The following is a 14,673-nucleotide window of genomic DNA, read 5'->3' as shown; positions in this document are numbered from 1 at the left end:
GATGCGGATCGTCGGCGGCCGCTTCGGCGGTCGGCCCCTCCGGGGACCGAGCTCCAACGCCACGCGCCCCACCACCGACCGGCTGCGGGAGGCGCTGTTCAACGTGCTCGCCCATGCCTATGACGACGCGGCCGACGGCGCGCGGGTGCTCGACCTGTTCGCGGGCACCGGCGCGCTGGGGCTGGAGGCGCTGTCGCGCGGGGCGAAATTCGCGGTGTTCGTCGAGGAGGCGGCCGAGCCGCGCGGCCTGATCCGCGCCAATATCGAGACGCTGGGCCTCGGCGGCATCACCCGCATCTTCCGTCGCGACGCCACCAGGCTCGGTACCGCGTTTGCGAGCGACGCCTTTGATCTCGTCTTCTGCGACCCGCCCTATGGGCGCGGCCTCGCCGAGAAGGCGCTCACGGGCGCGCGTGACGGCGGTTGGCTGGCGCCGGGGGCGCTCGTCGTCGTCGAGGAGGCGGTGGAGGCCGGCTTCAAGGCGCCGGAAGGCTTCGAGGAACTGGAGCGCCGGCGCTACGACGCCACCGAGGCGGTGTTCCTGCGCGCACCCGGCGCGGCGTAGACCTCAGCCGAACGAGGCCACCGCCGCCAGGATGCGGTCGATATCCTCCGGCCGGGAGAGCCGGTGGTCGCCGTCCTTCACCAGCGTCGTCACCACGTCGTCCTCGGCGAGGCAGGTGACGAGCCGCATCGCGTGCTGCCACGGCACCACCTCGTCGGCGATCCCGTGCAGGATGCGCACCGGGCAGCCGATGGCGAAGGGCGCGTCGAGCACCAGGTTCCGCCGCCCGTCCTCGATCAGCGCGCGGGTGACCGGCTGTGGCTCGCCATAGTCGGAGGGCCGGTACCACACGCCGGTATCGAGGATCTCGGTGCGGATCTCCGGCGTCATCGCCTTCCACATCAGCTCCTCGGTGAAATCCGGCGCCGGGGCGATCAGCACCAGCCCGGCGAGCCGCTTTTCGCCGCGCGCCGCCAGCGCCCGCGCCAGCAGCAGCGCGATCCAGCCGCCCATGGAGGAGCCGACCACCACCTGCGGCCCGCCGGTGCAGCGGTCGAGGACGGCCAGCGCCTCCTGCGCCCAATCCGAGATGGTGCCGTCGATGAAGCGCCCGCTCGATTCGCCATGGCCGGAATAGTCGAAGCGCACGACGCGGCGATCATGTGCCGTGCCCCAGGCCGCCAGCTCCTGGGCCTTGGTGCCGCGCATGTCGGAGTGATAGCCGCCGCACCAGAGCACGCCCGGCGCATCCGCGTCGCTGCGTCCCGGCGTCATCCGCACCGCGATGCGTCGTGCCGGGATATCCCCCTGCGCGTCGATCTCGATGAAATCCGGCATATCCTCGTCCATCGCCTGTCCCCGGCTCCGTCCCATCCCCGCGTCCGGGTGGGGAATCGGCCGCCCGGCGGCGCACTCAAGTCGCGCCGGAGCCGGAAAAGCAACATCAAAAGGCAAAGCCGGGCCCGGAATTGCTCATTTCAACGGCTTTCACGCTCATTGACGCTACGTAAGACCGTTGACTTCCGCCGGGTTTATCCCGATGTTCTGCGACCGTTTTATACGCGCGGCAAAGAGCCGGCCTGCCTGTCCTGCAAGCCCGGCCCGTCTTGGAAGCGCGATGAAGCGTATCCCGAACGGCAGAGGAGAAAACCGCCATTCGTCGCCCAATGAGAGTCGCCGCGCCCGAAAAGGATGGCCCGCGCGTCAACGAAGACATCCGCATCCGTGAAGTCCAGCTCATCGACCAGGACGGGCAGAATCGTGGCGTCGTGCAGACGCGCGACGCGATCGTCATGGCGCAGGAAGCTGGCCTCGACCTCGTCGAGATCGCACCGAACTCGGTGCCGCCCGTCTGCAAGATCCTCGATTACGGCCGCTTCAAGTACCAGAACCAGAAGAAGGCCAACGAGGCGCGCAAGAAGCAGCACATCGTCGAGATCAAGGAAATCAAGCTGCGCCCCGGCATCGACACCCATGATTACGAGGTGAAGATGAAGGCGATCCATCGCTTCTTCGACGAAGGCGACAAGGTGAAGGTCACCCTGCGCTTCCGCGGCCGCGAGATGGCGCATCAGGAGCTCGGCTACAAGCTGCTCAACAAGGTCAAGGAAGAGCTCGCACCGATCGCCAAGGTCGAGTCCGAGCCGCTGCTGGAAGGCCGGCAGATGATCATGGTGCTGGCGCCGCGCTGAAGCGCGGGCCAGTCTGGCGGTGGCGCCGCGCCGTGGGTGCGGGTGCCGTCGCCTTGTCGCCGTCCGGGACAGGGAGCGGCCATCCGGCCGTCTCCCGCGGACGGTCTTTCCTATCACGCGCTGGCTTCAGTCCGGCGGATTGCCGTTCTCGGCCAGCACCGCGCCGGCGAGATAGAGCGAGCCGGCGATCAGCACGCGCGGCGCCGGCGCCACCGGAAACGCCGCCAGCCCGTCCAGCGCCGCGGCGACGCTCGCGGCGGTCGAGGCGGACATGCCATGCGCGGCCCCGGCCGCCGCCACCGTTTCCGGCGGCTGGCCCTTGTGGTCGCCCGGTACCGGCACGGCGATCAATTCGCGCGCCAGCCCGGCGAAGGGCGCGAGGAACGCCCCTGAATCCTTGCTGCCCAGCATGCCGATGATCAGCACCAGCGGACGCGGCACCCGGTCCTCGATATCGGCCAGCGCGCTCGCGAGCGCCTGTCCGCCGGCGGCGTTGTGGCCGCCGTCGAGCCAGACGTCGACCCCGTCCGGCGCACGGGCGGTGAGCGGGCCGGGACCGAGTCGCTGCAGCCGCGCCGGCCATTCCGCCGTCCGCACCCCCTCTTCATAGGCCTGCGTCGGCACGGCGAAGCCGGGGTCGGCGAGGCCCGCCACCCGCAGCGCCTCGACCGCCAGCCCGGCATTCTCGATCTGGTGCGGGCCGACAAGGCGCGGGCGCGGCAGGTCGAGCAGCCCGTGCTCGTCGGAGACGATCAGCCGCCCACCCTCGTCATGGGCCTGGAACTGCTCGCCCATGATGTGCAGCGGCGCCGCCATCCGCGCCGCCATCCGCTCGATGGGCTTCAGCGCCGCCTCGCTCTGGCGGCCGACCACCACCGGCACGCCGCGCTTGATGATGCCGGCCTTCTCGCCGGCAATGGCGGCGACGGTGTCGCCGAGGAAGTCGACATGGTCGATCGATACCGGGGTGATGACGCTGGCGAGCGCGCGGTCGACCACGTTGGTGGCGTCGAGCCGCCCGCCGAGGCCGACCTCCAGCAGCAGCACGTCGGCCGGCACTTCCGAGAACAGCAGGAAGGCGCTCGCGGTGGTGATCTCGAAGAAGGTGATCGGCTCGCCGCCATTGGCCTTCTCGGCGCGGTCGAGCGCGTCGATCAGCACCGCGTCGTCGACCAGGTGCCCGGCGAGGCGGATGCGCTCGTTGAAGCGCACCAGATGCGGCGAGGTATAGACGTGCACCCGCCGGCCGCTCGCCTCCAGGATCGCCCGCATGAAGGCGACGGCGGAACCCTTGCCATTGGTGCCGGCGACATGGATGAGCGGCGGCAGCCGGCGTTCGGGATGGCCGAGCCGCTCCAGCAGCCGCTCCATGCGGTCGAGCGACAGGTCGATCAGCTTGGGATGCAGCGCCAGCAGTCGCGCGAAGATGGCGTCGATGGGCGGGCTCGCGCCGCCGTCGGCGGCCGGAAGGGCAGGCACGGCGCGTCTTCCTCGGGTCAGGACGCCGCCGAGGCGGCAACAGCGGCGGCGGCGAGGGCGGGCACCTCGCCCGCGACGGGCCCGGTCTTCGCGGCACCGGCGGCCGGCGCCCGCATCAGCAGGCGGCACAGCCGGCCGAGCGTGTCGCGCATCTCGTGGCGATGCACGACCATGTCGACCATGCCGTGCTTGCGCAGGAATTCCGAGCGCTGGAAGCCCTCGGGCAGCTTCTCGCGGATGGTCTGCTCGATGACGCGCGGCCCGGCGAAGCCGATCAGCGCCCCCGGCTCGGCGATGTGGACGTCGCCCAGCATGGCATAGGAGGCGGTGACGCCGCCGGTGGTCGGGTTGGTGAGCACGACGATATAGGGCAGGCGCGCCTCGCGCAGCTCCTGCACCGCGCAGGTGGTGCGCGGCATCTGCATCAGCGACAGGATGCCCTCCTGCATGCGCGCCCCGCCGGAGGAGGCGAACATGATGAACGGCGTGTGCCGCGAGGCGGCGGTTTCCAGCCCGGTCACGATCGCCTCGCCGGCGGCCATGCCGAGCGAGCCGCCCATGAAGCCGAAATCCTGCACGGCGATGGTGATGGGCAGCCCTTCGAGCTTGCCGTAGCCGACCTTCACCGCGTCCTGCGCGCCGGTCTTGGTGCGGGCGTCCTTGAGGCGGTCGGTGTAGCGCTTCTCGTCGCGGAACTTCAACGGGTCGGCGGGCACCGACGGCAGCGCGACGTCGTACCACTTGCCGCCGTCGAACATCGAGCGCAGCCGCGACGTCGGGTCCATGCGCATGTGGAAGCCGGACCCCGGCACCACGTACAGATTGGCCTCGAGATCCTTGTGGAACACCATCTGCCCGGTCTCGGGGCACTTCACCCACAGGTTCTCCGGCACTTCCCGGCGATTGAGGAAGCTGTTGAGCTTGGGGCGGACGACGTTGGAGATCCAGTTCAAGGGCTCGCTCCGGGCAGGGAAGGCGGCGCTCGGCGGCGCCGATCTTCATCTAGTCACGCAGAAAGGCGAGGAAAAGGCGAGCGGTAACGTGCGCCCGTCATTCCGCCGCTTTGGGCCGGGCGGTGCGCACCGCCTCCGCCAGCGACGAGACGAGGCGGGTGACCGCTGGCACGGTCGCCGGGGTCGCCTTCTCGTCGGCGTCGAGGCTCGACCGCAGCGCGTCGATCAGCGCCGAGCCGACCACCACGCCATCGGCGCCGGCGGCGATGGCGGCGGCCTGCGCCGGGGTCTTCACCCCGAAGCCGACCGCGACCGGCAGCGGCGTATGCGTCTTGATACGGCGCACCGCCTGGCTGACCGCCGCCGCGTCGGGCGTCGCCGAGCCGGTAATGCCGTTGATCGACACGTAATAGACGAAGCCCGCCGTGTGCGCGAGCACCGCCGGCAGCCGCCTGTCGTCGGTGGTCGGGGTGGCGAGGCGGATGAAGGCGAGCCCGGCGGCGAGCGCCGGCAGGCACAGCTCGTTATCCTCTTCCGGCGGCAGGTCGACCACCACGAGGCCGTCGACGCCGGCGGCCTTGGCATCGACGAGGAAGCGGTCGACGCCGTAAATGTAGATCGGGTTGTAATAGCCCATCAGCACCACCGGCGTGGTGCTGTCCGCCTCGCGGAAGGCGCGCACCTGGGCGAGCGTCTTGACGAGCGTCTGGCCGTTCTTCAGCGCCCGCAGGCCGGCGGCCTGGATCGCCGGGCCGTCGGCCATCGGATCGGTGAAGGGCACGCCGAACTCGATGACGTCGGACCCGGCTGCCGGCAGCGCCTTCAGCAGCGCCAGCGAGGTGTCGTAGTCCGGGTCGCCGGCGGTGACGAAGGTGACGAGCGCGGCGCGTCCCTCGCGGGCGCAGGCCTCGAAACGGGCGGTGAGGCGGGTGCTCATATGCGGGTTCCCAGAATTTCCGCCACCTGCGGAATGTCCTTGTCGCCGCGGCCGGAGAGATTGACCACCATCAGGTGGTCCCTCGGCAGCGTCGGGGCGATCTCGGCCACCTTGGCCAGCGCATGCGCCGGCTCCAGCGCCGGGATGATGCCCTCGAGGCGCGACACCAGCTGGAAGGCGGCCAATGCCTCCTCGTCGGTGGCGGAGATATAGGTGGCGCGGCCGGTCTCGTGCAGCCAGGAATGCTCCGGCCCGATGCCGGGATAGTCGAGGCCGGCGGAGATGGAATGCGCCTCGGCGATCTGGCCGTCGTCGTCCATCAGCAGATAGGTGCGGTTGCCGTGCAGCACGCCCGGCCGGCCGCCGGTGAGCGAGGCGGCATGCTGGCCGGTCGGGATGCCGTGGCCGGCCGCCTCGACGCCGTAGATCTTCACCGCCGGATCGTCGAGGAACGGGTGGAACAGGCCCATCGCGTTGGAACCACCGCCGATGCAGGCGATCAGGCTGTCCGGCAGCCGGCCCTCCTGCTCCAGCATCTGCGCGCGGGTCTCGTGGCCGATCACGCTCTGGAAATCCCGGACCATGGCCGGATAGGGGTGCGGGCCGGCCACGGTGCCGATGCAGTAGAACGTGTCATGCACATTGGTCACCCAGTCGCGCAGCGCCTCGTTCATGGCGTCCTTCAGCGTCCTGGCGCCGGACTGCACCGGCACCACCTCGGCACCGAGCATCTTCATGCGGAACACGTTCGGCGCCTGCCGGGCGACGTCGAGCGCGCCCATGTAGACGACGCATTTCAGCCCGTAGCGCGCGCAGAGCGTGGCGGTGGCGACGCCGTGCTGGCCGGCGCCGGTCTCGGCGATGATGCGCGGCTTGCCCATGCGGCGGGCGAGCAGGATCTGGCCGAGCACGTTGTTCACCTTGTGGGAACCCGTGTGGTTCAGCTCCTCGCGCTTGAAATAGATCTTGGCGCCCATCCCCTCGGCGGCATTGGCGCGCAGGTGCTCGGTGAACCGCTCGGCGAAATAGAGCGGGCTCGGCCGGCCGACATAATGCTTCAGCCCCGCATCCATCTCCGCCTTGTAGGCGGGGTCGGCCTTGGCCGCCTGATAGGCCGCCTCGAGGTCGAGGATCAGCGGCATCAGGGTCTCGGCGACGAAGCGGCCGCCGAATATGCCGAAATGTCCGTTCTCGTCGGGGCCGGTGCGGAAGGAGTTGGGAGCGTTCACGAAGCGGGGCTCGTCTGTTCTGCCGGCAAGGGTTCTGCGCCCGGGCCGGCGGCGGTTTCGGGGTCGCGGGCGGCATCCCGCGCTTCACGCATGAACGCGGCGATCCGCGCCGGGTCCTTCACGCCGGGCGCGCTCTCCACGCCCGAGGATACGTCGACCCCGGGCGCGCGGATCAGGCGCAGGGCTTGCGCCACGTTCTGCGGCGTCAGCCCTCCTGACAGCATGAAGGGCTTTGCAAGGTCAAGCTCGGCCAGAAGATTCCAGTCGAATGGCACACCGTTTCCGCCCGGCAGCACTGCGCCCTTCGGTGGCTTGGCATCGAGCAGCAGCCGGTCGGCGACCGGCTCGTAGGCCGGCAGCCGCGCGAGATCGGCGGCGGCGGCGATGCCGATCGCCTTCCAGACCGGCAGATTGAAGCGCGCCCGCACCTCGGCGACGCGCTCGGGCGTCTCATGTCCATGCAGCTGCAGGATGTCGGGATGCACGGCGTCGATGATGCCGGCGAGCGCGGCGTCATCGGCATCCACGGTCAGCGCGACGACCTGCGCGCGTCCACGCGCGCGCGCGGCCAGCGCACGCGCGGTCGCATGATCGACATAGCGCGGGCTCGGAGCGAAGAACGCCAGGCCGATCATGTCGGCGCCGGCGTCGAGCGCCGCGTCCAGCGTCTCCGGCGTCTTCAGCCCGCAGATTTTGATCTCGATCGACAAGGCCGTCTCCTCGGGGCCGTCTCCTCGGGACGTGCACCTAGCACGGATCGGCCGCCGCTGGCGAGCGCGCGCGTCGCCGGCGCGTCGCGGCGATGGCGGGCGGGTCAAATATCCCCTTCCGCGACGACAATCGCCGTGCTAGGTCATATTCGAATGTGAAATACCAAATTTCACGAATATTTTCGGTGCTTAAGGCGCCGCGTCCCCGGAGATCCTGCCATGCGCCCGTCGCGCCGCCTCGTCCTCGCCGCCGCCCTCGCGCCCCTGCTGGCGCCGTTCGTGCTGTCCGCCACGCCGGCCCGCGCGGAGGAGCCGACCTCGATCCTCAACGCCTCCTACGACGTCGCCCGCGAGCTGTTCGAAGCGATCGACAAGGATTTCGAGCCGGCCTACAAGGCCAAGACGGGCAAGGCGATCAAGGTCAACCAGAGCCATGCCGGCACCTCCAAGCAGGCCCGCTCGATCGTCGAGGGCCTGGAGGCTGACGTGGTGACCTTCAACCAGATCACCGACATCACCTTCCTGGCCGACAAGGGCTATGTCGCCAAGGATTGGCAGGCCCGCCTGCCCAACGCCTCCTCGCCCTGGTATTCCTTCCCCGCCTTCCTGGTGCGCCCCGGCAACCCCAAGAACGTGAAGAACTGGGACGACCTGGTCCGCGACGACGTGAAGCTGGTCTTCCCCAACCCGAAGACCTCCGGCAACGCCCGCTACACCTATCTCGCCGCCTATGCCTTCGCCCTGGAGACGTTCAGCGGCGACGCCGCCAAGGCCGATGCCTTCGCCAAGAAGCTGCTGTCCAATGTCGTCGTCTTCGACACCGGCGGGCGCGGCGCCACCACCTCCTTCGTCGAGCGCGAGCAGGGCGACGTGCTCATCTCCTTCGAAGCCGAGGTGATCAGCGTGAAGGACGCCTACAAGGACAAGAACTTCCAGGTCGTGGTGCCGCCGGTGAGCCTGCTCGCCGAGTTCCCGGTCGCGGTGGTCGACAAGGTGGTCGACAAGCGCGGCTCGCGCCAGATCGCCACCGACTACCTCACCTGGCTCTATTCGCCAGAAGGCCAGACCATCGCCGCCGAGGGCAATAACCGCGTCGTCGACGCCAAGGTCGCCGATCGGTTCAAGGCGAAGTTCGCGCCGGTGCGCCTCGTGAAGGTCGAGGACGTGTTCGGCGGCTGGGCGGACGTGCAGAAGGTGCATTTCGCCTCCGGCGGCAAGCTCGACCAGCTCTTCGTCGGGCAGTGAGGCGGCGCCGGATTTTCACGCGATGATTGCGTGAAAACGGCATAAGCGCTGGACAGCGGCGTCTGATTGCGGCATGGCCGGGAATGTCCCGGCCATTGGCCGTCCTGGAGTGCGCGAGCCGCCGCCGACGCAAGGAGCCGAGCCGTTGAACCGCGTCGTCCCGGGCTTCGGATTGTCGCTCGGCATCACCCTCTTCTATCTCAGCCTCATCGTGCTGCTGCCGCTCGGTGCGCTGGTCGGGCAGGCGCTGGACGTCGGCTGGGAGCGCTATCTCGCGATTCTAAGCGGCCCGCGCACCTTCACCGCCTTCCGCATCACCTTCGCCACCGCCGCCATCGCCACCGCCTTCAACGCCGTCTACGGCCTGGCGCTGGCCTGGGTGCTGGCGCGCTACGAGTTTCCCGGCAAGCGGCTGCTCGATGCGCTGGTCGACGTGCCCTTCGCGCTGCCGACCGCGGTGGCCGGCCTCGCGCTGTCGGCGCTGCTGGTGAAGAACGGCTGGCTGGGCGGCCCGCTGGCGTCGCTCGGCATCGAGGTCGCCTATACGCCGCTCGGCATCGCCGTCGCCATGGCCTTCACCTCCCTCCCCTTCGTGGTGCGCACGGTGCAGCCGGTGCTGGAGGACCTGCATGCCGACGTGGAGGAGGCCGCCGCCACGCTCGGCGCCTCGGATGCGCGCATCTTCGCCCGCATCATCCTCCCCGCCATCTTCCCGGCCTTCCTCACCGGCGCCTCGCTGGGCTTCGCCCGCTCGCTCGGCGAGTTCGGGGCGATCATCTTCATCGCCGGCAACCTGCCGATGAAGACCGAGGTGGTGTCGCTGCTGACCTTCATCCGCATCGAGGAATATGACTACCCGGCCGCCGCCGCCATCGCCGCGACGCTGCTCGCCACCGCCTTCGTCATGCTGTTCCTCGTCAACATGATCCAGCTCTGGCAGCAGCGCCGGATCGGCACGGAGGACTGAGCATGGCCGGACCGCCGCGGATCCCGCGCCCGCGCAAGGAGCAGTTCGCCGCCCGCGTCCGCGTCGGCAGCGGCGCCGCGACGCGCCGGACGCTGATCGGTGCGGTGCTGCTGGTGACGGCGCTGGTGCTGGTCGCCCCGCTCGCCGCCATCTTCGCCGAGGCGTTCAAGCATGGCTGGCAGCCCTATGCCGCCGCCTTCGCCGCACCGGACACCCAATATGCCATCTGGCTGACGTTGGTCACCGCCGCGGTGGTGGTGCCGATCAATATCGGCTTCGGCATCGCCGCCGCCTGGTGCATCGCCAAGTTCTCCTTTCCCGGCCGCAACCTGCTGGTGGCGCTGGTGGAGCTGCCCTTCTCGATCTCGCCGATCATCGCCGGCGTCGCCTATCTGTTCGTCTATGGCGCGCAGGGCCTGCTCGGGCCGTTCCTGGAGGCGCACGACATCAGGATCATGTTCGCCGTGCCCGGCATCATGCTGGCGAGCCTGTTCGTCACCGCGCCCTTCGTCGCCCGCGAGCTCATCCCGCTGATGATCGCGCAGGGCTCTGAGGAGGAGGAGGCGGCGGTGACGCTGGGAGCCGGCGGCTGGCGCATCCTGCGGCGGGTGACGCTGCCCAATGTCCGCTTTGCCCTGCTCTACGGCGCGGCGCTGTGCAATGCGCGGGTGATGGGCGAGTTCGGCGCGGTGTCGATCGTCTCCGGCAACATACGCGGCCAGACCAATACGCTGCCGCTGCAGATCGAATTGCTCTACCAGGACAACAACGCCATCGCCGCCTTCGCGGTGGCGACGCTGCTCACCGCGGTGGCGCTGGTGACGCTGGTGGCCAAGGCGATCATCGAGCGGCTCGACCGCGCGCGCGCCGAGGCGCATTGAGGGCAGTTCCGAGAGCGGTCGTCGTCCCGGCGATGCCTTCCTTTCCCTCTCCCCGTTGGGGAGAGGTGGCCCGCTTCGCGGGCCGGTGAGGGGCTACGCGGTTGGGAGGTGTCGAAGACCCCTCACCCCATCCCTCTCCCCGGCGGGGAGAGGGGGCGACCTCATTGTTTGACGTCGCGGCTTTGGAGCAAGGCCATTGCAGCCCTCAATGCGCCTCGTCCCAGTTGGCGGCGGCGCGGGCGTCGACCTTGAGCGGCACCCGCAGGCCGACCGCCGGCAGCGGCGCCTCCTCCATCACCCTGGCGATCACCGGGATGGTCGCGGCGATCTCGTCGTCCGGCACCTCGAAGATCAGCTCGTCATGCACCTGCAGCAGCATGCGGGCGTCGAGCTTCGCCGCCGCCAGCGCCGCATCCATGCGTATCATCGCCCGGCGGATGATGTCGGCGGCCGAGCCCTGCAGGCGGGCATTGATCGCCGCCCGCTCGTTGAAGGCGCGGATGGACGGGTTCTTGGCGTTGATGTCGGGGTAGTGGCAGCGCCGGCCGAACAGCGTCTCCACATAGCCGTGCTCGCGGGCGAAGTTGCGCGTCTCGTCCATATAGGCGCGGATGCCGGGGAAGCGCTCGAAATAGCGCTTGATATAGGCGCCGGCCTCCTCGCGCGGGATCGACAGCTGGTTGGCCAGCCCGAAGGCCGAGATGCCGTAGATGATGCCGAAATTGATCGCCTTGGCCCGCCGGCGCACTTCCGCCGGCATGCCGGCGATCGGCACGCCGAACATTTCCGAGGCGGTCATCGCGTGGATGTCGAGCCCGTCCTGGAACGCCTGCCGCAGCGAGGGCGTGTCGGCGATCTCGGCGAGCAGCCGCAGCTCGATCTGCGAATAGTCGGCCGAGACCAGCTTGTGACCGGGCGCCGCGATGAAGGCCTTGCGGATCTTGCGGCCTTCCTCGGTGCGCACCGGGATGTTCTGCAGGTTCGGCTCGGAGGAGGAGAGCCGCCCCGTCGTGGTGGCCGCCAGCGCGAAGGAGGTGTGCACCCGACCGGTACGCGGGTTCACATAGGTTGGCAGCGCGTCGGCATAGGTCGATTTCAGCTTCTGCAGCTGGCGCCAGTCGAGGATGCGGCGCGGCAGCTCGTGGCCCTGCTCGGCCAGTTCCTCCAGCACGTCGGCCCCGGTGGACCACGCCCCGGTCGGGGTCTTGCGGCCGCCGGGGATCTGCATCTTGCCGAACAATATGTCGCCGAGCTGCTTGGGCGAGCCGGGATTGAAGCTCTCGCCCGCCATCTCGCCGATCTCGGCCTCCAGCCGCGCCATACCCTGCGCGAAGTCGCCGGACAGCCGCGAGAGCATCTGCCGGTCGATGAGGATGCCGCGCCGCTCCATATTGCCGAGCACTGTGACCAGCGGGCGCTCCAGCGTCTCGTAGACGGCGCTCTTGCGCTCGGCCGCCAGCCGGGCCTTCAGCACCTGCCACAGCCGCAGCGTGACGCCGGCGTCCTCGGCGGCATAGGCGACCGCCTTCTCGATGGAAACGCGGTCGAATGTCACCGCGCCCTTTCCCTTGCCGGCGACCTCCTCATATTTGATCGGCGTGTGGCCGAGCCAGCGCATGGAGAGCGGGTCCATGCCGTGCGGCGACACCCCGGCGTCGAGCACGTAGGAAATCAGCATTGTGTCGTCATAGGGCGTCACTTCGACGTCGTGCCGGGCGAAGATCAGCCAGTCATATTTGAGGTTCTGGCCGATCTTGAGCACGGAAGGCGCTTCGAGCAGCGGCTTCAGCACCGCGAGCGCCTCGCCGAGCGGGATCTGGCCGGGGATCAGCCCTTCGCTGAACAGCCCGTCGCCGGCGCCGACATGCTGCAGCGGCACGTAGCAGGCCTCGTTCGGTGTCAGCGCCAGCGAGAATCCGACGAGGTCGGCCTGCATCGGGTCGAGCGAATTGGTCTCGGTATCGACGGCCACCACGCCGAGGTCGAACGCCTTCGCCACCCAGGCCCTGAGCCGGGCGACATCCATCACCGTCTCGTATGTCGAGCGGTCGACCGGGGTGGCGGTGGCCTGCGCCACCTTCTTCGCCGCCAGGGCGGTCGGGTTGAAGCTCTCCCCCGCGCCCGCGGCGGCAACGCTTCCGCGCTCGCCCGGTGCGGCCTCGGCATCGGGGAGCAGGCCCGCCGTCTCCGCCATCGCCTCGGAGGCGGCGCTGCCGGCGACCAGCTTGGGATCCGGCTCGATCTCGGCGATGACGATGTCGTAGGCCTCGCCGACGCGGCGGGTGAGCGTGGTGAACTCCATCGCCTTGAGGAAGGCGACCAGCCGCTTGCCTTCCGGCTCCACCACCGCGATCTCGTCGAGCGGCACTTCCAGCGGCACGTCGCGCTTCAGCGTCACCAATTCGCGCGACAGCCGTGCCTGGTCGGCGAACTCGATCAGGTTCTCGCGGCGCTTGGTCTGCTTGATCTCGCCGGCGCGGGCGAGCAGCGTGTCGAGGTCGCCGAACTCGGCGAGCAACTGCGCCGCGGTCTTGATGCCGATGCCCGGCACGCCCGGCACGTTGTCGACCGAATCGCCGGCCAGCGACTGCACGTCGATCACCTTCTCGGGCGCCACGCCGAACTTCTCGAACACTTCCTCGGTGCCGATCGCCCGGTCCTTCATCGGGTCGTACATGCGCACCAGCCCGTCGACCAGCTGCATCAGGTCCTTGTCGGAGGAGATGATGGTCACCTGCGCGCCGCGCTTCTTCGCCAGCTCGGCATAGGTGGCGATGATGTCGTCGGCCTCGAAGCCGGACTGCTCGACGCAGGCGAGATCGAACGCGCGCGTCGCCTCGCGGATCAGCGGGAATTGCGGGCGCAGGTCCTCCGGCAGGTCCGGGCGCTGCGCCTTGTAGAGCGGGTAGATGTCCTTGCGGAAGGTCTGCTCACTCTTGTCGAACACCACCGCGAGATGGGTGGGCGCCGGCGAAAACCCCTGTGCCCGCACCAGCTTCCACAGCATGTTGCAGAAGCCGGCCACCGCGCCGACCGGCATCTTGTCGGAGGAGCGGGTCAGCGGCGGCAGCGCGTGATAGGCGCGGAAGATATAGGCCGATCCGTCGATCAGCACGACATGGTCGCCGGGGTCTACGATGTCGATGCGGTCGGGATTGGCGGACATGGGAGGCTCCGGTTCGGGGGCGCACGATGCCCGAACCCGCCGGGTCGGGGCAAGGGCGCAGACGCCGGCACAGGTGACGGCGGCCCCGGCCAGCGTTACAGAGCCTGATGCCCCGCTACAAGCTCATCATCGAATATGACGGCACGCCCTTCATCGGCTGGCAGGTCCAGGCCGCGGGCGCCTCCGTGCAGGGCGCGCTGACCGACGCGGTGGAACGCTTCACCGGCGAGCGCGTGCATGTGCAGGGCGCCGGCCGCACCGATACCGGCGTGCATGCCACCGGGCAGGTCGCCCATGTCGACCTGACGAAGGACTGGCGGCCCGACACGGTGCGCGACGCCCTCAACGCGCATCTGCGGCCGCTGCCGGTCGCGATCCTGGCGGCGGAGAAGGCGGCGGACGATTTCCACGCCCGCTTCTCCGCCATCGGCCGGCGCTATCTCTACCGCATCGTCATCCGCCGCGCCGATCTCGCGCTGGAGCGCGACCGCGCCTGGCGGGTGCTGCGCCCGCTCGATGCCGCGGCGATGGCGGAGGGCGCGCGGTATCTCATCGGCCGGCACGACTTCACCACCTTCCGCGCCATCGGCTGCCAGGCCGCCTCGCCGGTGAAGACATTGGACCGGCTGGAGGTGGAGGAGGTGCCGCTGGATTTCGGCCGCGAGATCCGCATCCACGCCGCCGCGCGGTCGTTCCTGCACCATCAGGTGCGCTCGATGGTCGGCACGCTGGTGAAGGTCGGCGAGGGCGCCTGGACGCCCGCCGATGTCGGCGGGGCGCTGGAAGCCCGCGACCGCACCCGCTGCGGCCCGATGGCGCCCTCGGCGGGGCTCTATCTGGCGGAGGTGAGGTATTGAGCGGCGGTGGGGTCGCGTCTGCGTGCTTCGAGGCCGGCCTGCGGCCGGCACCT

Annotated in this window: 13 protein-coding genes; 6 read left to right on the top strand and 7 right to left on the bottom strand. The window is 69.5% G+C overall.

Annotated elements, in window-relative coordinates:
* Nucleotide 1: 1 nt before the first annotated feature.
* A complete protein-coding gene (rsmD, locus tag AC1RU4_RS08175) occupies nt 2-565 on the top strand; it encodes a 16S rRNA (guanine(966)-N(2))-methyltransferase RsmD (RefSeq protein WP_492890566.1) in 564 nt (187 codons plus the stop codon).
* Between the two features lie 3 nt (nt 566-568).
* On the opposite strand, the gene AC1RU4_RS08170 is transcribed toward rsmD, so the two are convergent.
* Nucleotides 569-1,354 carry an alpha/beta hydrolase gene (locus tag AC1RU4_RS08170; RefSeq protein ID WP_492890565.1) on the bottom strand — a complete coding sequence of 262 codons (786 nt, stop codon included), beginning with the start codon at nt 1,352-1,354 and terminating at the stop codon, nt 569-571.
* Nucleotides 1,355-1,671: 317 nt separating this feature from the next.
* On the opposite strand from AC1RU4_RS08170, the gene infC reads away from it, so the two are divergent.
* Nucleotides 1,672-2,196, top strand: a complete 525-nt coding sequence (infC, locus tag AC1RU4_RS08165) for a translation initiation factor IF-3 (protein ID WP_492890564.1) — start codon at nt 1,672-1,674, stop codon at nt 2,194-2,196.
* A 126-nt stretch (nt 2,197-2,322) separates the two neighbouring features.
* On the opposite strand, the gene AC1RU4_RS08160 is transcribed toward infC, so the two are convergent.
* The 5 genes from AC1RU4_RS08160 to AC1RU4_RS08140 form a co-directional block, all read right to left on the bottom strand.
* Nucleotides 2,323-3,675, bottom strand: a complete 1,353-nt coding sequence (locus tag AC1RU4_RS08160; protein ID WP_492890563.1) for a bifunctional folylpolyglutamate synthase/dihydrofolate synthase — start codon at nt 3,673-3,675, stop codon at nt 2,323-2,325.
* 17 nt (nt 3,676-3,692) lie between these two features.
* Nucleotides 3,693-4,628, bottom strand: coding sequence for an acetyl-CoA carboxylase, carboxyltransferase subunit beta (accD, locus tag AC1RU4_RS08155; RefSeq protein ID WP_492890562.1), 936 nt, complete (start codon nt 4,626-4,628; stop codon nt 3,693-3,695).
* 97 nt (nt 4,629-4,725) lie between these two features.
* Nucleotides 4,726-5,565 (bottom strand): tryptophan synthase subunit alpha, encoded by an 840-nt coding sequence (gene trpA, locus AC1RU4_RS08150; protein WP_492890561.1) that lies wholly within the window; start codon nt 5,563-5,565, stop codon nt 4,726-4,728.
* Nucleotides 5,562-6,794: a tryptophan synthase subunit beta gene (gene trpB, locus AC1RU4_RS08145; RefSeq protein ID WP_492890560.1), complete on the bottom strand. Its 1,233-nt coding sequence runs from the start codon at nt 6,792-6,794 to the stop codon at nt 5,562-5,564. The genes trpA and trpB overlap by 4 nt, the downstream gene beginning before the upstream one ends.
* A complete protein-coding gene (locus AC1RU4_RS08140) occupies nt 6,791-7,504 on the bottom strand; it encodes a phosphoribosylanthranilate isomerase (protein WP_492890559.1) in 714 nt (237 codons plus the stop codon). The genes trpB and AC1RU4_RS08140 overlap by 4 nt, the downstream gene beginning before the upstream one ends.
* 219 nt (nt 7,505-7,723) lie before the next feature.
* Between AC1RU4_RS08140 and cysP the strand changes: the two genes are divergently transcribed.
* The 3 genes from cysP (at nt 7,724) to cysW (ending at nt 10,597) form a co-directional block, all read left to right on the top strand.
* Nucleotides 7,724-8,749 carry a thiosulfate ABC transporter substrate-binding protein CysP gene (cysP, locus tag AC1RU4_RS08135; protein WP_492890558.1) on the top strand — a complete coding sequence of 342 codons (1,026 nt, stop codon included), beginning with the start codon at nt 7,724-7,726 and terminating at the stop codon, nt 8,747-8,749.
* A 145-nt stretch (nt 8,750-8,894) separates the two neighbouring features.
* Nucleotides 8,895-9,716 (top strand): sulfate ABC transporter permease subunit CysT, encoded by an 822-nt coding sequence (gene cysT / locus AC1RU4_RS08130; protein WP_492890557.1) that lies wholly within the window; start codon nt 8,895-8,897, stop codon nt 9,714-9,716.
* 2 nt (nt 9,717-9,718) lie between these two features.
* Entirely contained in the window at nt 9,719-10,597 is an 879-nt protein-coding gene (gene cysW / locus AC1RU4_RS08125; RefSeq protein WP_492890556.1) for a sulfate ABC transporter permease subunit CysW, read from the top strand.
* Between the two features lie 205 nt (nt 10,598-10,802).
* Here cysW and polA read toward each other — a convergent pair whose 3' ends face one another.
* Nucleotides 10,803-13,763, bottom strand: coding sequence for a DNA polymerase I (gene polA / locus AC1RU4_RS08120; protein WP_492890555.1), 2,961 nt, complete (start codon nt 13,761-13,763; stop codon nt 10,803-10,805).
* Nucleotides 13,764-13,870: 107 nt separating this feature from the next.
* Between polA and truA the strand changes: the two genes are divergently transcribed.
* Nucleotides 13,871-14,620: a tRNA pseudouridine(38-40) synthase TruA gene (gene truA / locus AC1RU4_RS08115; protein ID WP_492890554.1), complete on the top strand. Its 750-nt coding sequence runs from the start codon at nt 13,871-13,873 to the stop codon at nt 14,618-14,620.
* Nucleotides 14,621-14,673: the final 53 nt, after the last annotated feature.

This window comes from Ancylobacter sp. GW821-FHT10E12, from assembly GCF_058809335.1.
Note: the sequence above shows the minus strand (reverse complement) of the source record. Positions and strands in the feature narration are given on the sequence as shown.